Origin of the sequence: Amycolatopsis sp. WAC 04197, assembly GCF_003947475.1 — a bacterium.
In the GTDB taxonomy this organism is placed as follows: domain Bacteria; phylum Actinomycetota; class Actinomycetes; order Mycobacteriales; family Pseudonocardiaceae; genus Amycolatopsis; species Amycolatopsis japonica.
The window spans coordinates 232,795-255,212 of sequence record NZ_QHJK01000008.1 but is presented as its reverse complement, the minus strand read 5'-3'; the positions used below and the strand labels follow the sequence as shown (position 1 = coordinate 255,212).

Sequence of the window (22,418 nt, the reverse complement as noted above, 5' to 3'; positions counted from 1 at the left end):
TGTCCCACGCATGGAATCCGGCAAAACGGGTAAAAGGCCGGTATGACTGAGGGTCGAGTGGCGGTGTTCGCGCCGTCGCCGCAGCTGACGGTGACGGTGGAGGAACTGGACGGGGCGCCCGACGTCCACGTCCACGCGGGCGGGCAGGGAGTGTGGCAGTCGCGGATGATCGACGCCCTCGGCGCGCGGGCGGTGGTGTGCTGCGCGCTCGGCGGGGAGACCGGGCGGGTGCTGCGGCATCTGATCGGCGTCGACGCGGAGGTCCGCGAGGTCGCGGCGCGCAACGGCGCCTACGTGCACGACCGGCGCGACGGCCGTCGCGACGAGATGGTGCGGATGCCCGCGGACGCGTTGACCCGGCACGAACTCGACGATCTGTACGAGCTGACCCTGGTCCAGGCCTTGCGCGCGGACGTGGCCGTACTCAGCGGACCGGACGGGGACGACGTCCCGGTGCCGCATTCGGTGTACGAGCGGCTCGCCCGCGATCTGGGCACGCACGGCACGCCGGTCGTGGTGGACCTCTCCGGGGAACGGCTCGCCAAGGCGCTCGCGGGAAATCCGGCGGTGATCAAGGTCAGCCACGAGGAGATGGTCGAGGACGGACTGGCCGAGTCGGACTCACTGGCCGATCTCGCGGACGGGTGCCGTGAGCTGGCGTCGGGCGGCGCCCGGGCGGTCGTCGTGTCCCGCGCGGCCGAGGAGACACTCGCCTGTCTGGAAGGGCGGTTCGTGCTGGTGGAGTCGCCCGATCTGACGCCGGTCGACACCCGCGGCGGCGGAGATTCGATGACCGCGGGGCTCGCGGTCGGCCTGGCGCAGGGCCGTTCGCTGGAAGACGCGGTGAAGCTCGGGGCGGCGGCCGGCGCGATCAACGTGACACGACATGGTCTCGGTTCGGGTAGTGACGGCGCCGTACGGGAACTCACCGGACGCGTACGCCTGAAACCGTGGGAGGCCTCCTGATGCGTGCCCTGATCACCAACGACGACGGTATCGACTCGCCGGGTCTGGCGGCGCTGGCCCAAGGCGCCGTGGACCACGGCTGGACCGTGGTGGTCGCCGCGCCCGCGGCGGAGGCGAGCGGGACCAGCGCGGGCCTGACCGGCGCCGGGGGAGCGGGGCGGGTCGCGATCGAACGACGTGAGCTGCCCGGTCTGGCCGGTGTCCCCGCCTTCGCCGTGGCCGCGCACCCCGGTCTGATCGCCTTGGCGGCGGCGCAGGGGACGTTCGGCGAAGCGCCGGAGATCGTGTTGTCCGGGGTGAACCACGGGGCGAACGTCGGGCGCGCGATCCTGCACTCGGGCACGGTGGGCGCGGCGCTGACGGCCTCGATCAACGGCGCGAGGGCGCTGGCGGTATCTCTCGACGTGGGACTGGATCCCGGCCCGCGACCCCATTGGGACACCGCGGTCGCCGTTGCCGCGACCCTGTTCGACCGGCTGACGGAACTGCCCGCCGGTACGGTCCTGAACCTGAACGTGCCGGATCGCGCCGAGGCGGGACCGCCGAAACGCACCGGGCTGGCCGACTTCGGCGCGGTGCGCAGTCACATCCAGAACGGCGAGGACGGCGCGTTCACCCTGACCGCGGTCACGGTCGAGGGCGAGTTGTCGCCGGGCAGTGACGCCCGCCTGCTGAGCGAAGGCCACGCGACCGTGACCGCGCTGAACTCGGTCACCGAAGATCCCGATCTGGACTGGTGACCGCAGGCGGGCTCACCGCCGGAACCAGCTCCGCCGCTTCACGGGGTTTTCCGGCTGCAGACCCAGACTTCCGGTCAGGAAGAAGGTCCCGTTCACGATGTTGCCGCGTGCGGGCGGCCGTTCGAGCTCGGTGGTCGCGATGGCGACGTCGAGTTCGATGGCCGCGATGGTGCGGACCCGGATCCGATGGAATGCCGTTCCGGTGACGGTGTTCACGGGGGTTTCGACTTCGACGACCTCGCCGGCGAACAGCGCGTGGGCCGAGGGCACCCAGCCTGGCGCGGGTTCTCCCGGCGAGAAGGTACCGGACGGGATGAAATGGTCGGCGGCGAATTCCAGTTCACCGTCCTGCGAGGCCGAGTACGCGTCGGCGTCGGCGTGCACGGTGACTTCCTCGGCCAGCGCCGCCAGCACCAGCGAGCCGGACTCGAGCCGCCCGCCGGAGTGGGCGAGGACCGCTCGGTCCTCCAGTTCGACCGCGATGGGGCAGATCATTTCCCCGCCGACACCGTCCAGGAGGTCGAGCATCGCGGTCTCGTCGTCGACGAGGCGAATGTCGCCCACGGGAACCGCGGGCGCTTTGCTTGCCAGACAAGGCAGAAGGAACTCGATCTGACCATTGTGGACCTGCGCGACCAACCGGGCACCGGACGGATCGGTCCAGACGTGCTCGCTGATCTTCTTGGTGATCCGCCGGGCGGTGCCCGCGCCGATCAGGGAAACGACCCGTTCCCCGAACTCTTCCTGGCTCGTGACGTCGATCCCGATCGCCCCGAAGTGGCTGGACACGCTGGCTCCCCCTGTTTCCCGGTTCGGGTGGAGACTACTGGCCGGACCGGGCCAAGGTCATCCGGATTTGCCCGGCCGTGGTGAATACTGGCCGCCATGAACCAGACCGCCCGCGAGTTCGCCCGGTTGCGGCGCATCATCGAGCGGGAACTGCCTAACACCGCACCGTTCCTGCCCGGCGCGTCCGAGCGGGACCTCGACCGGCTCGCCACCGAGACCGGGCTCGCCCTACCCGTCGAACTGTGTGACCTCCTGCGCGTGTCGGCGGGTCAAGACGACCCCGACCAACTGGACGGCCCGCTCAACTTCCACCATTTCTTGACCGTCGACGAAATCATCGAGATGCACCGGATGCTCACCGAGGTGGTCAGCGACATGGCCGAACCCGTCGAGCAACCCGCCTGCCTCCGGTGGACGGTGTGGTCGGAATCCTGGTTGCCGTTCCTCGCTTTCCAGGGCGATTGCTACTTCCTGGACCTGGATCCCGGCGAACTCGGCACCCTCGGACAGGTCGTGTCCCGCCCCAACGTGCCGGACCTCGGTGAGCCGATAGCGCCGTCGCTGGCCGCGTTCCTCGCCCGTGCTGCGGATCTCGTCGAAGCCGGACACGTGAAGGTCGAAGAAAGCACGCTCGTCCTTCTCGATCTCTATTGACCGGCTGCCGGGCCCTGTGAAGCCCGCACGGCCACCCGAATGACTGATTCTGTTTGGGACTATCGCTATTTGGCTTCCTGCAAATCAAAATAGGGTTACGGGTCCATAAAGCACGAAACCGACCCAGCCGCCCACCGGAAGGCCCGCAAGCCGTGACCAACCTCCGCACAATGGCCACCATTTGCTCGGCGGTGCTGGCCGCCGCCCTGCTGACCGCCCAGCCTGCCGCGGCGGTGATCGACTCGCCGATTGTCAGCGCGTTGAACGGCCAATGTCTCGACGCGCACGGCAACGGGCCCAAGGTCACGCCCAAAGGCGCGAAAGCCATCCAGTGGCCTTGTCATGGGGACACCAACCAGCTGTGGCACTTCTCCCAGGACTTCAACCGGGAGAACACCTTGCAACTACAGGTCAGAAGCGGAAACTCCAAGTGCCTCGACGTAACCGACAAGAGCACCGCCGCCGGGGCCGAAATCCACCTCTGGGACTGCCGATCCGATTCCGGCGGCAGCCAGTTGTGGCAGTTCCGCCACATCCGTTCCGAGGGCGGCTGGCACTACCACTACATCCAGAACGTACGGTCGGGTAAGTGCCTGGACATACCTGGCGGCTCCACGAGCAGCGGGGTCCAGCTCATCCAGTGGCCGTGCAGCCTCGCGGCGCGCAACCAGGTCTGGCGCAACCGAGCCTGACCAGAGGCGGCCGCCCGGATGGTGACTAGGTCGGTTCAGGGGAGCGACTGGGATCCCGTTTGGGCATGGCTGCCTCGACGCGCTCCATCAGCAGCGCGAAGGACATGAGCAGCAGCGGGATCACCAGCACCATCCACATGATCCTTCTAGTACCCGGATCGGCCGAAACGCAATCGCGCCATCGGTCTGACGGGAGTCAGTGTCCTGGGGTGGCGAAGCAGGCGCGGACGGTCGTGCCGTGTGGGCCCGTGTGGACTCGGACGAGGTCGGAGAGGTGGTTGATGAGCAGGAGTCCTCGGCCTCGTATCTGTCCTGCGGGGGCGGGTTGCCGTCCGGCGAGTGGGTCGGTCAGGTGGCCGGCGTCGTGGACTTCGCAGACCAGCAGGCCGTCCTCCGGCCAGATGGCGAGCCGTCCTTGCCCGCCGCCGTGGTCGACGCTGTTGGCGACGAGTTCGGCGACCACGAGTTCGACGTCTTCCACTCGCTCGTCGGTGAGACCGGCCCGGCGTGCCTGGTCGCGGGCCATCGCGCGGGCTTGGGCCAGGGAGACGGTGTCGCCGGTGACGGCGTCGAGGGTGGTGTGCAGGGAGGGTTCGATGGGCGCGGGATCGGGCAGAGGGGTGTTGTAGCCGTCGATGATGCGCCCGGGGTCGTAGCCGCTGCTGGCGCGTTCACCGGTGGAGTCGATCAGGAGCGGGTGGGTGGCTTCGGCGTCGGTGAGTGCGCGGGTGTCGAGGCGGGTGACGTCGTAGGGGCAGAGGATGGTGACCTCGCGGCCGGTGAACGCGAGGTTGATCAGCGCTTCGTGCTGGGCGCAAGCCGGATATTCGAGCTCGGACCGTTCCGCCCAGATGGGCTCGCCGATGATCCGGACGTGCCGGCCGGGATGGGCGTCGGCGAACGCCCGGAGGACGCCGGGGATGATGCGGCCGGGGTTGCGGCCTTCCTCGGTCATGTCCAGCAGCCGCACTCGCTCGGCGTCCTGGCCCAGCGCGGTGCGCAGGAGTTCCAGGTTGGGACCCGGCACGGAGACGGCGACCGGTTCGCCGCGGTCCAGGCATTGCCGGATGAAGGGGACGGTGCCCGCGAGGTAGTCGTCCTGTCCGCGGTAGAACAGCGCGGGGTGGACGAACGGGTCGGTGCCCGCGGTCTCGGTGGTCGGGCTCATCACGGGCGCATACCCTCGTTCAGGAGTTTCATGTACTCCTCGGCCCAGAAGAGGCGCAGCACTTTCCGTACGGGTTCGGGCGCGTACCGGACGGTCAGCGAGCGCGGCGGCCGGATCCGGCGGGCGGCGTCGACCAGGGCACTCACTCCTCGCACGTCGGCGAACGCCAGCCGGGACAGGTCGATCGTCCCGCCACCGGCCGCCACCAGCATGTCCAACCTCTGCTCCCACCTCGGCCGGGTCGCCGGATCGATCACTCCGATGACCTGTATCCCGGACGTGCCGGTCAGGTCCACGATCCGCAACCCGGCCCCATCCGGTCGCTCGTGGCCGCTGACCGTGGTGTGTTCCACGTCCGTGCCCTTCAGCCGATGTCTTCCTTCTTACCTGAAGCGTAGTGCTCCGCGATTCCGCTTGTTCGTCGAGGAGCTGTGACTGTGTCGAGATCAGACGGAACCGAGTCCGTCTTCGCCGATCGGGCGCGGTCGCCGTGACCGGCGTTGTGCCTTGGTGATGAGGTCGAGGACCTGGCGATACTGCTCGATGCCGTCGAGTTCGGGCGACGGCGGAGGTTTCGGGGTGCCTGCCGGCGGGTCTTCGTCGACCGAGACGAGCGGTGCGCCCGGCCCGCCGAAGGTGATGGTCCCGGTGCCGTTCTTGTGCTCCTTCACCTGTGGCGGCCCGAGCTCGCCGAGAGAGCGTGAGATGGTCTGCTGTCCGCGGGCCCAGGCGACCACGCGCCTGTCGGTCACCATGTAGGCGCTCGCGCGCATGGACAGGTAACGGTGCACCCCTTTGACCACAATCATTCCCGCGGTGAGGCCGAGGATGAACCATCCTCCTGGTTTGTCGAAGGTGGGGTAGAGGTAATAGAGCGGCACGATCAGGAACGAGACGACGACGAGATCCTGCTTCCTGGCGATCCGGACGTGTTTCGGCGCGCCTTCCCAGAGCAGGCGTTCGCCGGGCGCGAGGGCGAAGTCGTTGTCGGCAGGTGAGGCGACCGAACGCGAGTGTTCGTCGCTCGGCGGGACGCGGTCGTAAACGAGAGTGCTCCGTTCTGGAGGCCCGAGCAAGAAACCTGCGAGGAACGGGAAACCCGGCCCTCCTGCACAGACGATATCCGTCACAGGCGTGTGTCGACAGGTGTTTTCGGCTCCGCAGATCCGATCGGCGGTATGGGTGACGATCATTCGTGGATAACGTCGGAGTCGGCGAGAGCTCCGGCCGCAGCGCGCGTGCGGAGCCGATTCGCACACTGGGGAAGCACTGAAACGACTCGGCCGGTTTGCCGCGCCTGGAGGTATCGTAGTGCCCGAAACACTTGCCCGTCTTCCGTTGTCCCAAGACGTCGCTTCCGAAAGCAGGTCCCGTCGCTGGGCCGTCTGGCGTTCGCCTGCCGATCAGCCCCGCTGGGCCCGGCCGGTATTGCTGGGCATCGCGGCGGTGGCAGCGGTGCTGTACGCGTGGAATCTGCCGACGGTGGACTTCGCGCCGCTGTATTCGGACGCCGTGAAGACCATGTCCGGCAGCTGGAAGGCGTTCCTGTTCGGGGCCGTGGACGAGACGTCCACTTTGGACAAGCTGGCCGGTTCCTTCGTGCCACAGGTGGTCTCGGCGAAGATCTTCGGGTTCCACGCCTGGTCGCTGGCGTTGCCGCAGGTGATCGAGGGCGTGGTCTCGGTACTGGTGATGTACCGGGTGGTGCGGCGCTGGGCCGGTGTGGTGCCCGGTCTGCTGGCGGCCGGGATCTTCGCGCTGACGCCGGTCGCCGCGTCGATGTTCGGGCACAGCATGCAGGACGGCGCGCTCGTGATGTGCCTGGTATTGGCAGTCGACGCCTATCAGCGGGCGGTGCTGGAGGGGCGGTTGCGGTCGCTGGTCTGGGCCGGGGTCTGGGTGGGGCTGGGTTTCCAGGCGAAGATGTTGCAGGCGTGGATGATCTTGCCCGCGTTGGCGATCGGTTACCTGCTGAGTGCGCCGGCCGGGTTGCGTCGCCGGGTGAAGCACGTGGTGGTCGCCGGTGCGGTGACGTTGGCGGTGTCGCTGTCGTGGATCGCGCTGTACACCTTCACCCCGGCCGATGCCCGGCCGTACGTCGACGGCAGCACGAACAACAGCGCCGTCGCCATGGTGTTCGGCTACAACGGCCTCGGGCACCTCGGCATCCAGTTGCCCGGCGCCAGGAAGTTCGACAACGACGGCGGCGAGATCGACCCGCAGCGGTCGTCCGGGCAACGTGACATTCTTCCCGCCATGCGGGGAAATCCCGATGAGGACCCGACGAAGGCGACGAGCAGACCGGTCCAGAAGGGCTGGGCCAAACTGTTCGACGGGCACCTCGCCGTCGCGGTCGGCTGGCTGTATCCGCTCGCGTTGCTGGCCCTGCTGTGCGGATTGTGGTGGCGGCGCGGGGCCGAGCGCATCGATCCGGTGCGCGGCGGGCTGGTGATGTGGGGAGTGTGGCTGCTGACCTTCGGTCTGGTCTTCAGCGTCGCCGATGTCCCGCACACCGCGTACGTGGCCTCGCTCGCGCCGGCGGTCGCCGCGCTCTCCGCTCTGGGCCTCGTATTGTTCTGGAGGGCGTACCGGAAGGGCGGCAAGCAGTCTTGGCTGTTGCCGATCGCGGTGACGGCCGAAGTGGTTTGGGCCGCGTGGCTCTGGTCGCACTACCCGAATTTCCTGCCGTGGGCGAAATGGGGCGCGCTCGCGCTCGGCGTGACCGCTGTCGTCGCGCTGGTCCTGGTGCGTGTGGTCAGGACCACCTCGCCCCGTCTGGTCACCGCCGGGCTCGTCGTCGGGGCCGCGGCCGTGGTGGCCGCGCCCGCCACGTACGCGATCTCCGTGCTGGACCCCGATTACTCCGGCATGTCCTTCGACGCCAACGCCGGCCCGGAGTCGGGCCGGATTCCCGCCGCGCCGCCCGCCCCGGCCAACGGAATAGGTGGGTGAGCCGGGCTCCCAGAACGGGAACCGGGCTTGGGTTCACGCGTGGGCCAGGTCCAGGCGTACCGGAGGATGAGGGCGAGAACGATCAATTCCAGCGCGACGCCGAGGCCGTAGAAGTACCTCCAGGACTCGCCGACCGCGTTGAACGCCGCGAAGGGGACCTGTATCGAGGCCACGATGAGGTTCGTGGTGCGGTTCGCCTTGGCGGGCAGGGTCATCGACAGCACGACCATGAGGGTCGGGATCGCCATGAGTGTGAGGAAGACGGTGAACAACGTCTGGCTGATGTCGAACTCGAAGACGACGCCGGCCTCGATGTCTTTGAGGACACCGGGTTTGAAGAACGCGAGGATGTCCACGTAGGCGTACAGGAGCACGAGGCTCGTCCACGCTGCGGCGAGCTTGGCTCTCACCGGGATCCGCTGCTCGTCCAGTGCGGTCGTGGTGGGTCGACGTGTTCTCATCGTGGTCTCCGTTGTCGTGGTGTGGACCGGTGGGCCAACGATCGCCGAGCCCGGCGGCGGCCACATCGTCGTCGAGGCCGGACCCGTCCCGGCCGTGGGGAGGAGCGGCGTCTCGTTCTTTCGGTCGGTACCCGACGCCTCGGCGGTCCCTAGGCTGGGCGCGTGACCACCAATGCCCTGCGCTCGCTGTGGGCCGAGCCGCGCGCCACGGACGCTCCCGAACGGGTTTCGCGCGACTGGGTGCTGGTCGGGGCGTTGATGGTGACGGCGCTGCTCGAAGGAGTCCTCCGGGACGACCTCGCTTGGCGGCCGTTCGCGACGATCGTGGCGGTCGGACTCGCGCCGGTGCTGCTGTGGCGGCGTACCCACCCGTTGGCCTGTGTCGTGGTGGCTTTCGGCACCGCGATGGCGTTGGGACTGGCGAGCCTGCTGGGCGGGATCCCGAGCGTGGGCCTCGACACGATGATCTACGTCCTGGTGTTCGTCTACGCGCTGGTCCGCTGGGGCTCGGGGCGCGAGATCGTCATCGGGCTGGCGGTCGTGGCGGTCGCGGCGGGAATCGGTATGGTCCCCGACCACGTCGGGCCGACCGAGATCTTCGGCGGGTTCGCCATCCTCGCGGCCGCGGCGGCGGGTGGAGCGGCGTTCCGCTACCGCGCCGACAGCCGGCGCCGGGAGGCGGACCAGATCCGCGGCCAGGAGCGGGTCGGTCTCGCGCGCGAGTTGCACGACATCGTCGCCCACCACGTCTCGGCGATCGCTGTGCAGGCGCAGGCGGGCCGGGCGATCGCCGGGCAGCGACCCGAGGCGGCGCTCGAGGTGCTTGCGGCGATCGAAGGGGAAGCGTCGCGAACGCTCGCGGAGATGCGGGCGATGGTCCGCGTGCTGCGCGACGGAGCGACGGCGGGGTTCGCGCCCCAGCCCGGCGTTGCCGACCTGGTGTTCCTCGCCAGACGCGCCCCGGTCCCGGTCGTCGACGTGGAGTTGCCGGACGATCTGGACGAACTTCCGTCCCAGATCGACGCGGCGGTCTACCGGCTGGCGCAGGAGGCGCTGACCAACGCCCTGCGGCACGCCCGCGACGCCTCGCGGGTGGAGATCCGGGTCGTGGACGGCGCGGGAACGCTGCGGCTACGCGTGACCGATGACGGACGGATCGACCCGGCGCGGTCGGTGAGCCACGGTTTCGGGCTGCTGGGGATGACCGAGCGTGTGCAGCAGCTCGGCGGCACGCTGCGTGCCGGGCCGACGCCCGAGGGCGGGTGGACGGTCGACGCCGAACTGCCGACTAAAGTACGCCGATGACGGTGCGCGTGCTGGTGGCCGACGACCAGGATCTGGTGCGCACCGGCCTCTCGATGATCCTTGAAGCGCAGCCCGGCATCGAGGTCGTCGGCCAGGCCGCCGACGGCCACGCCGCCGTCGAACTGGCGCATCGGCTCCGCCCCGACGTGTGCCTGGTCGACATCCAGATGCCCGGCCTCGACGGCATCGAGGTGACGAAGCTCCTCTCCGGGCGGGGCGTCCCGGACCCGATCGCGGTGGTCGTGATCACGACGTTCGACCTCGACGAGTACGTCCACGGCGCGCTCCGGGCCGGAGCCCGGGGCTTTCTGCTCAAGGACGCCGGGACGGAGCTGCTCGTCCAGGCCGTCCATGCCGCCGCCGTCGGCGATGCCCTGATCGCGCCGAACATCACCCGGCGGCTGCTGGCCACGCTCGCGGGCAGGGAACCATCGAGCCGACGGACCCAGCCGATCGAGCCGCTCACCGAACGCGAAGAGGAGGTGCTGACGCTGGTCGCCAGCGGCCGCACGAACGCCGAGATCGCCGCCGAGCTGTTCATCGGCTTGACCACCGCCAAGACCCACGTCGCCAGCCTGCTGACCAAAATCGGCGCCCGGAACAGGGTCGAGATCGCGATGTGGGCCTATGACACCGGCCGGGTGGGGGCCTCGTGAGCACGCCATCACACCCGACCTGGCCCACCGACACGTTGACCGCATTGCGGCTCGGCCGGCGACTGGTCGCCGAGCTACCGGCCTCCCGGCCCGGACGGCGCGCGTTCGTCGACATCACTCCGCTCGCCACCCCGGCGGACACCGAAGCCCGTGGCCAGGGCTGGACACGAGCCGACCACGCCCGCACCTTCACGGTGCAGCACTGGGATTACGACGCCGACCGCCTCGAAGGCTTCGACCACGACATCGGAGCAGTCCTGATCAAGACCGCGACCGCCGCCGGTGAACCGGAACTGGCCGCCATCCTCGATGCGTGGCACCTACGCCCCGAACAGTTCCGCTATCCCTGGCACACCGACGACCCGAAGTAGCCACCCGGGCGAGAAAACAACGGGGCGAAGCTGTGGGCGACACGTGGCTGGTGCTGCGAGCCCACAGCGGAGGGCGATGGCACGATCAGGGGACGCCGCCGGTCCCGCTCACAGGAAGTCACGCCAGTCCGATGAGTCAGCCAGTCGCCGAACCCAGCCCGGTACCGGGCATCATCGCCGCCGAGTTGCAGGTCGCCGCGCGTGGCAGTGCCGGCGGATGGTCGGGACAGATCCGCTCGTGGCCCGGCAAGGTCGTCCCGGGCAACGACCGGCAGATCACCGCGGCGGTCCTGACCCTGATCGGGAACGCTCGCTGGCCCCGGGACCAGGCCCGGGAGCTGACCGCGTTGTTCGCTCCGCTGTATCGGGCGGGCTGGTGCAACGAGGCGATCGTGCGAATGCTGGACACCGACCCGGACGGAACCCGGCGGCCGCCGTGGCTGAGCGATCGCGACACACCGACGATCGGACCGCTGAAGAGCTACCTCGCGCGGCGGCTGCATGCCTGGATCCCGGCCGATCCTGACGAGCAGGACGACACACGCGACATCACCCGCCTACCTTCCGAACTGCCTGATCCGCCCATCGCGGGAACCACCTTCCGATCGTGGGCCGAGCGGATGCGTCTCGTCTACGGCGACGCGGAACGCCGTGCCCCGGCCGCGCCCGGGAGTGCCGGGCCGGATCGCCGCGGTGGTCAGGTGACTCCCCTGGAGCGGCGGCGGGAGGCAGTGCGACGACGGCAGCGCGCGCTCGGTGCGCTGTGGGAGCGTGGCGAACGCGAACGGTATGAGAACGATCCGGCCATCACCGCGGACACCGCGCTCCTGCTCGACCCCGGCGTCTACGACGCGGTGGTGATCGCAGCACGCACCGGCGACCGTGCGCAGATCGCGCGACTTCGCCGTGCGGTCCGGCTCGCCCGTCTCGACGCCGCCGCCCAGCCCGTGCGGGAGGTCGACGCGGGCAGGGCCGCCGAGATCCGGCAGCTGGCCCAGACGATCACCCGGCGCGACGGAAGCGTGATCCCGTTGGGAAGCTTGGCGTTGCTGCTGGCCGACATGGCGTAGCGCCTGGCCGGAACACGAACGCTCTTCACGGTGCTCGACTACCGGGACTCGGCCTATTCCTTCTGTGGCAAAGCTCATCGGGCGGTCAACCGGAAACGCATCCGGCAGACGACGGCGTCCGAGTGGCGGCGCAGGGCGCGGGCGAGTACGCCGCCGCGCTGGTTCTGCAGGATCCGCTGCCACCAATGCTCCGGTTCGACCTCGGCGATGAGCACGAAGACGTGCCGGTCGGCGACCGTGCGGAGGTGTTCCACCAGCGGCTCGCCGAGACGGCGTCGTTCGTCGTGGAGTAGGACCAGCGTCACTTCGGGGTGCCACTTCTCCCAAGCGGCGACGAAGTTCCGCGCCGACTGTTCGTCTTCGGGGTGGATGACGTGGACGGCCTCGACGTGGTCGCCGAGCGACAATGCGGCGGCGAGCGCGTCACGGGTCAGGCGGGAGACGGTGTGGACGGGGACGACGACGAGTGAGCGGTGTGGTCGCGGGGGAGCGGGGGGCAGGCCGAGTTCGAGCCGCTCGCCGATCCGGCGGTAGCTTCGTTCCACCCATTCCATGGCCGCCACCAGGACCGGTAAGGCGACGACGATCAGCCAGCCGCCCTCGCCGAATTTGGTCGTCGTGACCACGATCGCCGCGGCTGCGGTGAGCAGTGCGCCGAGGCCGTTGAGCGTGGCCTTGCCCCGCCAGCCGGACGGGCGGTTCCGCCGCCAGTGCCGGACCATCCCGACCTGGGAGAGGGTGAACCCGACGAACACCCCGATCGCGAACAGGGGGACCAGGGTGTTCGTGTCGCCGTCGGTGATGACGAGCAGCAGAGCCGCGGTGATCGCGAGGAAGCCGACACCGTAGCGGTACACCTGGCGTTCCGCGCGCAAGGCGAACACATGCGGCAGCTTGTTGTGCTTGGCGAGCAACTGGGCCAGCACGGGCAGGCCGCCGAAGGACGTGTTCGCGGCCAGGGCGAGCAGGACCACGGTCGAGAACTGGACCAGGTAGAAACCGAAACCGTCGCCCAGCGCCGCGGTCGTCACCTGCGAGAGCACGGTGACGCCGTCCACCGGATGGATGGCGAATTTGCCGATCAGTCCGGCGATCCCGAGGAGCATCACGCCGAGCAGGCCGCCCAGTGCGATCTCCGCGTGCTGCGCGCGCCGTACCCGGGGCTTGCGGAACGACGGTACGGCGTTGGCGATGGCCTCGACTCCGGTCAGTGCCGCGCAGCCGTTCGCGAAAGCCTTGAGCAGCAACAGAATGCCGACCGTCTGCAGGTTCTGCGCGTGTTCCGGCGCGACGACCGCCGCGGCGGGGCCGGACCGGAACAGGCCGGCGACGATGACGGTCAGGATCGCGCCGACGTAGATCACGGTGGGCACGACGAACATGCGGGCGCTCTCGGCGATGCCGCGCAGGTTCACGCCGGTGACCAGCGCCAGCACGCCGAGGCACAACCACAGCGTGTACGGCAGGAGCCCGGGGAACGCCGATGTCAGCGCGGCAACCCCGGCGGCCACCGATACCGCGACGTTGAGCACGTAGTCGACGATCAGCGACGCCGCCGCGACCAGTGAGGCCCGGCGCCCGAGGTAGGTCCGGCTGACCCCGTAGGCGCCGCCACCGTCGGGGAACGCGGCGATCACCTGACGGTAGGACAACGTCAGCACGCCCAGCAGGACCGCGATCGCGAGCGTGACCGGAACGGTGAAGCCCAGTCCCGCGCCACCGGCGACGGCCAGCACGATGACGATGGCCTCGGGTCCGTAGGCGACCGACGCCATCGCGTCCAAGGAGAGCGCGGCGAGCCCGCCGACGACGGAAAGGCGGTGGCGTTCGGAGCGGTCGGTCCCGCTCTCGGGGCGGGTGAGTGTCGTGGTCACGCCGTCAGCGTGGGGTTCCGCTGGTCTTCGGTTCGAGGACGTTGACGGGTTCTTGACACCGAATCGGGTGAACCCGATGCCGCGCTGACGCCCCGGGACAGGAACGCGAAACCGGTGGCGCCCAAGGCATTGAGCGCGAACACGAGGGCGTCGCGCCCGGACGGATGCCCCAGTACCAGCCAGGAATGCAGGAGCCAGCAGATCGTCGTGGTGACGAAGGCGGCCCGTGCGGTGCCGAGCAAGGCGACGGCGTCGATCACCGCGACCATGAGCAACACGGAAACGAGCGGCTGAGGTGAGCCGTCGCCCGCCCGTGCGAGGAAGACCGCGACGAGAGCACCGGCGAAACCCAGAGGACAGCTGATCAAGGCGGAGACCGGTCTCCGGCACACGGTACGCATCCAGATAGCCGAGCCTGACTTAGGCACCGGCTGAAGAGCCGCTTACGTACTTCGCATGCCGGACGGTCCGATCTTGACGTCGCCAGTTCGGTGCAGGGAAGAACAGGTGATCGTCGGCGGGGTAATGCGGAAGGTGACATCGGGTCGGCCGGCGAGACCGGCGCGCCAGCCGGGGTGCACGCCGCCGGCAGACCGCTCAGCGCTTACCTCGAGTACTGAAAACAATTCCATGGTGGGAGTGTTCCGGTAGCCGTGATCGCTGGTTCCGTCGTTGTATTGTCGTTGGCGTGAAGGGGTTCGTCGACGAGACACGACGTCGGCAAGTGATCGACGAGTTGCGGCCGCTTCTCCACCAGGTTTCCCTTCCCGCCGCTGATCTGCGGCTGGATGGAGGCCGGCCTGTGTCGGCTGTGGCGTCCTATCTGGCTGGTCATCCTTACCTGCCTGAAGGCGCGCCGTGGCCGCAATACAATGACGTACCGATGTTCTGTGTTGTTCAGGTCAACTTCGCCGATGTCGGCCCGTTGCCTGGCTTTCCGTCGACAGGGTTGTTCCAATGGTTCGTCGGCGCCGACAGTCCGAGTTTCGGTCTCACGCACGGGGAGACGAAAGGGACGCAAGGGTTCGAGGTTCGCTGGTATCCAGACACTGCTGCGCGCTCGGTGGCGTCGCCGTCGTCGCCGACACCATGGCACATGGCGAGCCAGGATCCCGGTGTGCACGCCCCCTTCAGCCCCGTCGAGGCGCGTGGCGTGAGGTTCACAGTCGGCCGCGCGCTTCCGCAGCTGGCCGAGTTCGACCTTGCCGAGGAAGGGGATCTCGCGAGGCTGGTCCGCGAACTGGCCGTGCTGGGCGGTGAACGCAGTGACCACGCACTGGATCTTTTGCACAACGGATGGAACTTCCATGTCCTCGGCAGTCACGGCTCGTTCGGTGACGACTTCGTCCACGGTAGTTCGCTGGGAGGCAGTGCCGGCTTCACCCAGGAAGACCCACGCGGGCGGCGCGCTTATCCCTCGAGCAGTGAGCCTGCCGGTCAGGTCTTGATCACGATCGACGAGGATGTGTACGACACTGGATGGGGCGACCACGGCATCGCGCATCTGTTCGGCGACCCCGCTGCCGTAGCCCGAGGCGATCTGTCTGCGGTGCGCTACTACTGGGACGCCACCTAGCGCACCGACGAGATCACAGCGAACCGCTACCCCGGCCGGGACGAGTCAGCGGATCTTGCCGCTGAGGGCGAGATCGGCGTGTGTTCGGGCGTCGGCGGACCAGTGGGGGGCGTTCCACCGGTCGGCGATGGTGGCGGCTTGGGCGAAGTGGGCGGCGGCTTCGTCGGCGCGACCGAGGAGGAGGGCGAGTCGGCCGAGGGTGTGGGCGACCGGACGCAGGGCCAGCGACAGGCTCGCCGCGCCGGCAGGGGGGCCATCGCGGTGGGGGAGCAGTTCTGCGTAGATCTCCTCGGCAGCGTCATGGTCGTTCAGGGCGACGATCGCCATCGCGCGCAGGCTTGTGAGAAAGGTGAAGAAGAAATCGGGCCGGATCGGGCTCGGTGACGTGCGAGCCCGGCGTGCCTCGTCGCCGCGGCCGGCGGCGTGGAGGGCGAGCGCGAGCAGGTCGGCGACCATCGGGCCGAGCGCCTCGTGGAGAGTGCGCACGTCGTCCAGGTGGTCGCCGAGCGTGCCGTCGTTCAGCCAGATCGCCGCCTGCACGAGGGGGAGGAAGCCCACGTGTACCGATCCGGCGCGGTTCATGCGTTCGGTGGCCTCGATGTAGAGGCGCTCGGCGTCGGCGTACCGGCCCTCGATGAGTACAAGGGTCGCCAGCGCGATCTCGGCGGCGCCGATCGCCTCCGGCATCCGGTAGGCGCGGGCGAGGTCGAGTGCCTCCCCGGTTACGCGGCGCATGGTCGCCGGGTCGTTGGCCATGGCGGCGTTCACGGCCTGGTTGAGCAGCCCGCTCACGCGGTAGACGGGCAGGTCGTGCTCGACGCCGATCTCCACCAGCTCGCGGGCGTAGTCCTCCCGTCCGGGGTCGCGGGCGAGGACCCAGAGCGCCGCGGCCCGGAGGCGGGGATCGGTGGCGAGGTCGAGTGCTTCCCGCGCCGCCGCCATGACCGCCGGGTCGTCCTCGCCCACCAGCTCGTTGGCGTACGCGGTGAGCAGGCGGGAGCGCACGTCGGGGGCGAGGTCGGTCCGCCTGAGCAGGCGGCGGAGGCGGCCGACGATCGGACGGTCGATCGTGCCGTACGTGCGGGCCTGCCAGGAGGTGGGCTCGGTCCAGGCGGTGAACGCGGCGATCATCAGGTCGTCGCGGCCGATCGACTCGGCGTACTCCACGGCCTGCTCGCGCGTGTCCCTGGCCGCGGCGACGGCCCCGGCCCTGATCTGCGCGCGCAGCAGCCTGCCGAGCAGTCCGACACGCTCGTCCGGTTCGCTGGAGTTGGTGACAGCGTCGGTGAGGAGCGTGGCGGCCAAGTCGTGGGCGTAGCGCGCCTCAGCGAGCTCGGCGGCCCGTACGCAATAGCCGACTGCCTTCGGTGATCCCGCTCGCGCATAGTGATAGGCGAGCGCCGCGACGTCGCCGGTGCTCTCCAGGGCGGCGGCGATCCGGGCGTGCATCCTGGTGGCCCGAAGCCGGCTGACGTCGGCGACGAGCGTGTCCCTGACCAGGGCGTGAACGAACCGGACGCGCCCGGGCCCTGGCTCGTCGAGCAAGCCGGCGATGATGCCCGCGTCCAGCGCGTCCAGCACGCCGTCCTCGTCGGCGTCGGCGGCCTTCACGAGCACGTCCACCGAGCTTTCCCGGCCGGCCACCGCCGCCAGCCGCAGGACGGACACGCCGCTCTCGGGGAGCCTCGCGAGCCGGCGCCGCAGCACATCCCGTACGCCTTCGGGGACCTCGGACAGCGCGACCAGCGCGCCCTCGCCGCTCAGCAGTCGCGCGCTCTCCCGCACGTAGAACGGGTTGCCGCCGGTCCGTTCGGCGATCCCGGCCACGGTCGCGTCGTCGGCCTCGCACTCGGCGCGGACGAGCTCCGCGACGGCGTCGCCGTTCAGCCCGGACAGATCCAGCCGGAGGGGCGCGCTGCGGGCGAGTGACCCGAGCGTGTCGGTGAGGTGCTCGCTCTCGTCCGCGCGGTAGGCCGCGACGATCAAGATCGGGGCCCGCGCGCCGACACCGCCGCCGAGCAGTTCCAGCGTGGCGGCGTCCGCCCAGTGGAGGTCGTCGAGGACGACGGCGACCGGCCGGTCGGCGGCGACTGCCGCGAGCCAGTTCCACACGGCCTGCCGCAGCCGGAACCGTCCGGCCGCCGCGTCGCCGTCCACCGGCACGGAGTCGGAGAGCAGCGGCGCCAGGTCGTCCGCGAACTCCCCTGGAGGGACGTTCATGGCCACCCTGCGCAGCGCCTCGACCCACGCCCACGCGGGCGGCGCGCTGTCCACCTCGGGACAGCGCCCGGTGGCCACGAGCCACCCGTCCTGGCCGAGTCGCGTGCCGAGGTGCTCCAGCAGCGTCGACTTGCCGAGCCCCGCCTCCCCGGTGACGAGCGCGACGCGCGCTCCCTCGGCTGCGGCCTCCTCAGTGGCCGCCATCAGCGCCGCCAGCTCGCCCTCCCGCCCCACGAACGCCGGCGCGCCGGGCCTGTTGTCCGAACGCGTCGGCGCGGTTGCCCGGATCGGGTCGGCTGGGGGTGGGGGGACGGCTGCGCGGAGGACGTCCGTGCGCTGGGTGAGGATCGCCTCTTCCAGGGCCACCAGGTTCGGCCCGGGGTCGAGGCCCAGCTCGTCGGCGAAGGTGGCGCGGGCGCGGCGGAGCGCGGCCAGGGCGTCGGCTTGGCGGCCGCTGCTCCACAGTGCGAGGGCGTGCAGGCGCCAGCCCGCCTCGCGCAGGGGATCGTCGCGGGTGAGGCGCTCCGCCTCGGGTACCACCGCCGCGGGGTCGCCGAGCCGCAGTCCCGCCGTGATGTGCAGTTCGCGGGCGATCAGGCGCAGCTCGTTCAGCCGGGCGGTTTCGGCAGTGGCCCACGGCTCGTCGGCGACCTCGGCGAACGCCGGTCCCCGCCACAGCGCCAGTGCCTCGTCCAGCCGGGCGCGGGCGGCACGGGGATCGGTGAGCGTGCGGGCCTCGTCGAGCAGCTCCTCGAAGCGCCATGCGTCCACCGCCCCCGGCGGCAGCCGTAGTGCGTAGCCGGGCGCCGCGGTCACCAGCAGGCGGGCCGGGACCCGCGGCGGGCGGCCGGGTTCCAGCAAGCGGCGCAGGTTGGACACGTACGCCTGCAACGACACCAACGCGCGCGACGGCGGTTCGCCGCGCCACAGGTCCTCGACCATCCGGTCGACCGACACGACCTGCCCACGCGCAGCCACCAGCAGGGCCAGCACGCCACGCTGCCGCGGTCCGCCGAGGGGAACGGACTCGCCGCCTGCCTCGGCCGCGAACGAGCCCAACACCCGGATCAACACCATGACGTGGCACATCGTATGCGCGGCCCGCCTCAGGCGTTCCAAGTCGGCTCCAAATGCCTTCCAAACCCCCGGAAGCAGTCTTGAGCACGTCGAACAGATGAAGGGCAGGAACAGATGACCGTCAACACCCAGGACATGGAGATCGTCCACCGCGCCTTCCGCCGCGAGTCGCGGCTGCTGAAGGAACTCGTCGCGGCGGTCGCCCCGGGCGACACCGCTCGCGCCAAGGTGATCGCCGACCACTTCCGCGACTACCGGCTGGGACTGAAGAACCACCACGAGGGTGAGGACGAGCTGCTGTGGCCGCCGCTGCTCTCCCGGGTCGATCTGGAGGCGGACATCGTCCTGCGCATGGAAGCCCAGCACGAGCGCATCGCGGCCACGCTGACCAGGCTGGACGCCGCGGTCCCGGCGTGGGAGGCCACCGCCGGCGCCGCCGAGCGCGACACGCTCGTGGCGGTCCTCGCCGATCACCAGGCGGTCCTGCTCGAACACCTCGACGACGAGGAGACCACTCTTCTTCCGCTCGCTGCCAAGCACAGCACCGACGAGGAATGGGCCTCTCTGGGCGATCACATGCTGGCCAACACGCCCAAGCTCACCATGCTCACGCTCTTCGGCCTCGTCTTGGAGGACGCGAACCCGGCCGAGCGCGCCACGCTCCTGTCCGCCCTCCCCGCACCGGTACGCGGCATCTGGCACGTCGTCGGCCGCCCCCGCTACGCCCGCCACATCCGTCGCGTCCGCGCGGCCTGACCCCGCACCTCACAAGGAGATAACAATGTCACTGAAGAAGATCAACACCGTCCTGACCGCCGCCTTCATCCTCTTCATCCTCTGGTTCGGGGCGGAGTTCATCCTGAGCCCGGACACGACGGCGCCGGGCTTCGGCCTGCCGAGCTGGCCGTCCGGCGACGGCGGCGGCTTCCTGATCATCAAGGGAATCCGCGACGTCGTCTTGGCACTGGTACTGGGCATCCTGCTGATGACGGGCCACCGCCGGGCGCTGGGCTGGGTGCTGCTGGTCGAGGCCCTCGCCGCGTACGGCGACATGACCACCGTGCTGGCCCACCACGGCTCCGTGGCCACCGCGTTCGGCGTTCACGGCCTGACCGCGACTTTGATGGTGGTCACCGGCCTGCTGATCCTGCGCGAGACCCGTGAGGTCACCGCCGCCCCGGCGGGCCGTCAGGTGCTCAAGGACAAGCCGACGGTGGAAGGCGGCGATTCACGAGGAGAGGGCGTTGCTCACCCGTACGCGCGCGGCGTCGATCATCGCCCGTGAACGCGGGAAGTCGTGCAGTTCGGCGCGCAGGAGGTCCAGCGCGGGCAGCAGGGAACCGGCCGGGACCCGGCGTGCCGACAGGATTTCCGCGGTCCAGGCGAGGAACTCGGTGAACAGTTCTTCGTCACCCACGTAGAGCGAGACCGCCAGGTATTCGATGATGTGCGCGAGATCTTCCGCGGTGTGCTGCCGCTGGCGGCTCGTGTACTCGCGCATCGCCGGGACACGGTCTTCAAGCCCGGCCAGAATCGCCTTCACCAGCGCGCTCGAAGTGCTGGAAACGAGGGTGTACTCCTGATCGGCCAGATGCGGCAGGTCGTCGAGCGGCTGATGCCCGGCACGGGGACGGGGCAGCGGAGAGGCCAGCAGATCGGCCGCCGCCCGCGCTTCCGGCGCCCAGGCGTCCGCTCCGAGCAGGCGCGCGTACCGGCCGTCCGGCCCGAACGCCGCCCCGCCCGCGATGACCGGGGTCGCGGCCGCTCGACAGGCGGTGATCGTCGCGTGCGCGGCGGGCAGGCGAGTGGCCAGCGAGGCCGACAGTGCCACCGCGTCGGGCCCGGTGCGGTGCAGGTGCGCGACCAGCCGCGGCGCGGGCACCTGGGCGCCGAGATAGTCGACCCGGAAGCCGCGGACCTTCAGCACTTCGGCCAGCAGACGTGCGGGCATGGCGTGCCATTCGCCGTCGACGCACGCCACCGTGATGCGACCCCGGTGCTCCCGCGGCTTGGGGAGCACGGAGCCGAAGCCCGCGAGCACCCGGTCGTTGATCGCGGTCGCGGCGTGTTCCTGCGCCACGGTGAGCCGGTTCGCCGCCCATTCGTGGCCGACCTTGCGCTGGACGGCGCCGACCATGTCCAGCAGCACGGTCTCCGCGTCGAGCCCCGCGCCGAGCGCCTGGACCACGACCTCCCCGGCCGCGTACTCGTCGCCGGTGGTCACCGCCTGCCACAGTCGTTCGAAGTACTCGGCGGTCACGGGGTCGCGGGTCTCAGCGGGAGAGGCGGCGCGGTGATCACCAGCACCGCCATGTCGTCGTGCGACCGGCGGCCGATCCACTGCGCGGCCAGCATGTGCACCCGTTCGGCGACCGCTTCCGCCGTCAGGCCCGCGCATTCGGCCAAGGCCGCGATCAGCCGGTCCTCGCCGAACATCTCGTCGCCCAGCGGGCCGCCCCGGGCCTCCACGATGCCGTCCGTGTAGAGCAGGCAGCTTTCGCCGGGCGCGAGCAGGATCTCCGCGGACCTCGTCCGGATCGAGGGAAGTACGCCGATCAGAGTGCCGCCGGTGTCCACCTCTTCGACTGCCCCGTCCGAGCGGACGACCAGTGGCGGCGGATGTCCCGCGCAGGTGAGACGCACCCACACCCCGTCGCCCTCTCGCCGGGAAGAGGCGAGGGCGAGCGTGGCGAACCGGCTGCCGTCCTGGCTGATCAGCGAGGCGTTCAGCAGGCTCAGCAGCCGATGGTGGTCTTCGGCGATCGGGAGCAACGCGCGCAGAGTCGTCCGGATCTTCCCGGTCAGGACGGCCGCGTCGAGGCCCTTGCCGCAGACATCGCCGAGTACGGCCAGCGACTCCATGCCGCCGGTGTCGACAGCGGAATGAACGTCGTAGAAGTCGCCGCCGATGCGATCCTCGTCCTGGGCTGGCCGGTAGCGCCCGGCGAATTCCACGCCGCCGAGCTGCTCCAGCCGCGGCGGAAGCAGTTCGCGCATGAGCGTTTCGGTCGTCGACGCCTGGTGGGCGAACATCCGGGCCGCCGAGATCGCGGCCCCCGCGCGGGCCGCGAACAGCCGGGCGAAGATCTCTTCCTGCTCGGTGAACGCCGCCTGGTCACCGGTCCGCAGCAGGATCAGTGCCCCGGCGGGCACACCGTGTCCCGGCAAGGGCGTGACGACGATCGACGTGGCCGGGCCGAAGCCGGCAGGCAGCACCCACGACGGCGCGGCGCCGGGGTCGAGCCAGCGCGAAGGCACCGGCGGGAAGCCGCGCAGTGCCTCGTCCAGACCCGGCAGTTCCGCGGGTTCGATGGTCAGCCTGCACAGCGACACCGCCTCACCGCGGACGCACGCCGCCGCCGGATGAGCACCCTGAACCGGCAGGGCCAGCACCACCGCGGCCCCGGCAAGGTGTTCGGCGGCCAGCCGCGCGGCCACCTCGATGCAGCGTTCGACGTTCAGCGAGCTCAGCAATGCCGCCGAGGCGTCGGTGAGGAACGCGACGCGCTGCCGTTCCTGTCGCAGCAGGTCACGAGCGGCTTCGGCTTCGGTCTGGTCGGTAAGCCACCAGGTGACGACTCCGTCGTGCGGTACCCGCGACGCGGTCCAGCTACGGCCTCCCGTCTCGCCTCTAACAAGCCCGTCGGCGTCCGAAAGCCAGGACGGCACACCGTGCCGGAAAGGGAGCCCTGGCCTCGCCTCAGGAAACAGTGCGCGGGCGGCGTCGTTGAGGTCCCGGAGGTTCCCGTCGCCGTCGACGACCAGGGCGGGGGAAGGAGCGGTGTCCCAGCTCCGCCCGGCGGGGGCGGCGATCACCGGTTCAGTCATCGGCAGGACCGATGTCCGG

At 70.0% G+C, this 22,418-nt stretch carries 22 protein-coding genes; 12 read left to right on the top strand and 10 right to left on the bottom strand.

Annotation, left to right across the window (positions count from 1 at the left end; genetic code table 11):
* The first annotated feature begins 42 nt into the window (after positions 1 to 42).
* Positions 43 to 966, top strand: a complete 924-nt coding sequence (locus DMC64_RS28200; protein ID WP_037339170.1) for a 1-phosphofructokinase family hexose kinase — start codon at positions 43 to 45, stop codon at positions 964 to 966.
* On the top strand, positions 966 to 1,706 hold the full coding sequence (gene surE, locus DMC64_RS28195) for a 5'/3'-nucleotidase SurE (RefSeq protein ID WP_125735971.1): 741 nt from the start codon (positions 966 to 968) through the stop codon (positions 1,704 to 1,706). Before DMC64_RS28200 ends, surE begins: the two co-directional genes overlap by 1 nt.
* Before the next feature lie 12 nt (positions 1,707 to 1,718).
* Here surE and DMC64_RS28190 read toward each other — a convergent pair whose 3' ends face one another.
* Positions 1,719 to 2,495 (bottom strand): hypothetical protein, encoded by a 777-nt coding sequence (locus tag DMC64_RS28190; protein WP_125735970.1) that lies wholly within the window; start codon positions 2,493 to 2,495, stop codon positions 1,719 to 1,721.
* A 96-nt stretch (positions 2,496 to 2,591) separates the two neighbouring features.
* Here DMC64_RS28190 and DMC64_RS28185 point away from each other — a divergent pair, with 96 nt between their 5' ends.
* On the top strand, positions 2,592 to 3,149 hold the full coding sequence (locus DMC64_RS28185; RefSeq protein ID WP_125735969.1) for an SMI1/KNR4 family protein: 558 nt from the start codon (positions 2,592 to 2,594) through the stop codon (positions 3,147 to 3,149).
* A gap of 170 nt (positions 3,150 to 3,319) precedes the next feature.
* Positions 3,320 to 3,841 (top strand): RICIN domain-containing protein, encoded by a 522-nt coding sequence (locus DMC64_RS28180; protein WP_125735968.1) that lies wholly within the window; start codon positions 3,320 to 3,322, stop codon positions 3,839 to 3,841.
* Between the two features lie 196 nt (positions 3,842 to 4,037).
* Here DMC64_RS28180 and DMC64_RS28175 read toward each other — a convergent pair whose 3' ends face one another.
* The 3 genes from DMC64_RS28175 to DMC64_RS28165 all read right to left on the bottom strand — a co-directional run bounded on the left by DMC64_RS28175 (position 4,038) and on the right by DMC64_RS28165 (position 6,085).
* Entirely contained in the window at positions 4,038 to 5,009 is a 972-nt protein-coding gene (locus tag DMC64_RS28175) for a sensor histidine kinase (RefSeq protein ID WP_125735967.1), read from the bottom strand.
* Positions 5,009 to 5,362, bottom strand: a complete 354-nt coding sequence (locus DMC64_RS28170; protein WP_158634265.1) for an STAS domain-containing protein — start codon at positions 5,360 to 5,362, stop codon at positions 5,009 to 5,011. The genes DMC64_RS28175 and DMC64_RS28170 overlap by 1 nt, the downstream gene beginning before the upstream one ends.
* Positions 5,363 to 5,455: 93 nt before the next feature.
* Positions 5,456 to 6,085, bottom strand: a complete 630-nt coding sequence (locus DMC64_RS28165; protein ID WP_125735965.1) for a hypothetical protein — start codon at positions 6,083 to 6,085, stop codon at positions 5,456 to 5,458.
* Between the two features lie 235 nt (positions 6,086 to 6,320).
* Here DMC64_RS28165 and DMC64_RS28160 point away from each other — a divergent pair, with 235 nt between their 5' ends.
* Complete coding sequence (locus tag DMC64_RS28160) at positions 6,321 to 7,961, top strand: glycosyltransferase family 39 protein (protein ID WP_199755122.1); 1,641 nt, start codon at positions 6,321 to 6,323, stop codon at positions 7,959 to 7,961.
* Here DMC64_RS28160 and DMC64_RS28155 read toward each other — a convergent pair.
* Positions 7,868 to 8,422, bottom strand: coding sequence for a DUF6326 family protein (locus DMC64_RS28155; RefSeq protein ID WP_233629841.1), 555 nt, complete (start codon positions 8,420 to 8,422; stop codon positions 7,868 to 7,870). The two genes, DMC64_RS28160 and DMC64_RS28155, sit on opposite strands and share 94 nt — an antisense overlap.
* 162 nt (positions 8,423 to 8,584) lie before the next feature.
* On the opposite strand from DMC64_RS28155, the gene DMC64_RS28150 reads away from it, so the two are divergent.
* The 4 genes from DMC64_RS28150 (at position 8,585) to DMC64_RS28135 (ending at position 11,824) form a co-directional block, all read left to right on the top strand.
* Entirely contained in the window at positions 8,585 to 9,727 is a 1,143-nt protein-coding gene (locus DMC64_RS28150; protein ID WP_125735964.1) for a sensor histidine kinase, read from the top strand.
* Positions 9,724 to 10,383: a response regulator transcription factor gene (locus DMC64_RS28145; RefSeq protein WP_125735963.1), complete on the top strand. Its 660-nt coding sequence runs from the start codon at positions 9,724 to 9,726 to the stop codon at positions 10,381 to 10,383. Before DMC64_RS28150 ends, DMC64_RS28145 begins: the two co-directional genes overlap by 4 nt.
* The gene (locus DMC64_RS28140) at positions 10,380 to 10,754 is read left to right on the top strand and encodes a hypothetical protein (RefSeq protein WP_199755121.1); all 375 of its coding nucleotides are present in this window, start codon (positions 10,380 to 10,382) and stop codon (positions 10,752 to 10,754) included. The genes DMC64_RS28145 and DMC64_RS28140 overlap by 4 nt, the downstream gene beginning before the upstream one ends.
* 131 nt (positions 10,755 to 10,885) lie before the next feature.
* A complete protein-coding gene (locus DMC64_RS28135) occupies positions 10,886 to 11,824 on the top strand; it encodes a hypothetical protein (RefSeq protein WP_125735962.1) in 939 nt (312 codons plus the stop codon).
* A gap of 74 nt (positions 11,825 to 11,898) precedes the next feature.
* Here DMC64_RS28135 and DMC64_RS28130 read toward each other — a convergent pair whose 3' ends face one another.
* Together DMC64_RS28130 and DMC64_RS28125 are read right to left on the bottom strand one after the other, a co-directional pair.
* The gene (locus DMC64_RS28130) at positions 11,899 to 13,698 is read right to left on the bottom strand and encodes an APC family permease (RefSeq protein WP_125735961.1); all 1,800 of its coding nucleotides are present in this window, start codon (positions 13,696 to 13,698) and stop codon (positions 11,899 to 11,901) included.
* Positions 13,695 to 14,099, bottom strand: coding sequence for a hypothetical protein (locus DMC64_RS28125; RefSeq protein ID WP_125735960.1), 405 nt, complete (start codon positions 14,097 to 14,099; stop codon positions 13,695 to 13,697). The genes DMC64_RS28130 and DMC64_RS28125 overlap by 4 nt, the downstream gene beginning before the upstream one ends.
* Before the next feature lie 287 nt (positions 14,100 to 14,386).
* Between DMC64_RS28125 and DMC64_RS28120 the strand changes: the two genes are divergently transcribed.
* Positions 14,387 to 15,274, top strand: a complete 888-nt coding sequence (locus DMC64_RS28120) for a DUF1963 domain-containing protein (RefSeq protein ID WP_158634264.1) — start codon at positions 14,387 to 14,389, stop codon at positions 15,272 to 15,274.
* 45 nt (positions 15,275 to 15,319) lie between these two features.
* Here DMC64_RS28120 and DMC64_RS28115 read toward each other — a convergent pair whose 3' ends face one another.
* Positions 15,320 to 18,571: a BTAD domain-containing putative transcriptional regulator gene (locus tag DMC64_RS28115; protein WP_125735958.1), complete on the bottom strand. Its 3,252-nt coding sequence runs from the start codon at positions 18,569 to 18,571 to the stop codon at positions 15,320 to 15,322.
* Between the two features lie 114 nt (positions 18,572 to 18,685).
* Here DMC64_RS28115 and DMC64_RS28110 point away from each other — a divergent pair, with 114 nt between their 5' ends.
* Both DMC64_RS28110 and DMC64_RS28105 read left to right on the top strand, forming a co-directional pair.
* Entirely contained in the window at positions 18,686 to 19,327 is a 642-nt protein-coding gene (locus DMC64_RS28110) for a hemerythrin domain-containing protein (protein WP_125735957.1), read from the top strand.
* Between the two features lie 25 nt (positions 19,328 to 19,352).
* Positions 19,353 to 19,856, top strand: a complete 504-nt coding sequence (locus tag DMC64_RS28105; protein WP_199755120.1) for a DUF4267 domain-containing protein — start codon at positions 19,353 to 19,355, stop codon at positions 19,854 to 19,856.
* On the opposite strand, the gene DMC64_RS28100 is transcribed toward DMC64_RS28105, so the two are convergent.
* Together DMC64_RS28100 and DMC64_RS28095 are read right to left on the bottom strand one after the other, a co-directional pair.
* Positions 19,800 to 20,831: a B12-binding domain-containing protein gene (locus DMC64_RS28100; protein ID WP_125735956.1), complete on the bottom strand. Its 1,032-nt coding sequence runs from the start codon at positions 20,829 to 20,831 to the stop codon at positions 19,800 to 19,802. The two genes, DMC64_RS28105 and DMC64_RS28100, sit on opposite strands and share 57 nt — an antisense overlap.
* Positions 20,828 to 22,399 carry a PP2C family protein-serine/threonine phosphatase gene (locus tag DMC64_RS28095; RefSeq protein ID WP_125735955.1) on the bottom strand — a complete coding sequence of 524 codons (1,572 nt, stop codon included), beginning with the start codon at positions 22,397 to 22,399 and terminating at the stop codon, positions 20,828 to 20,830. The genes DMC64_RS28100 and DMC64_RS28095 overlap by 4 nt, the downstream gene beginning before the upstream one ends.
* Positions 22,400 to 22,418 lie beyond the last annotated feature (19 nt).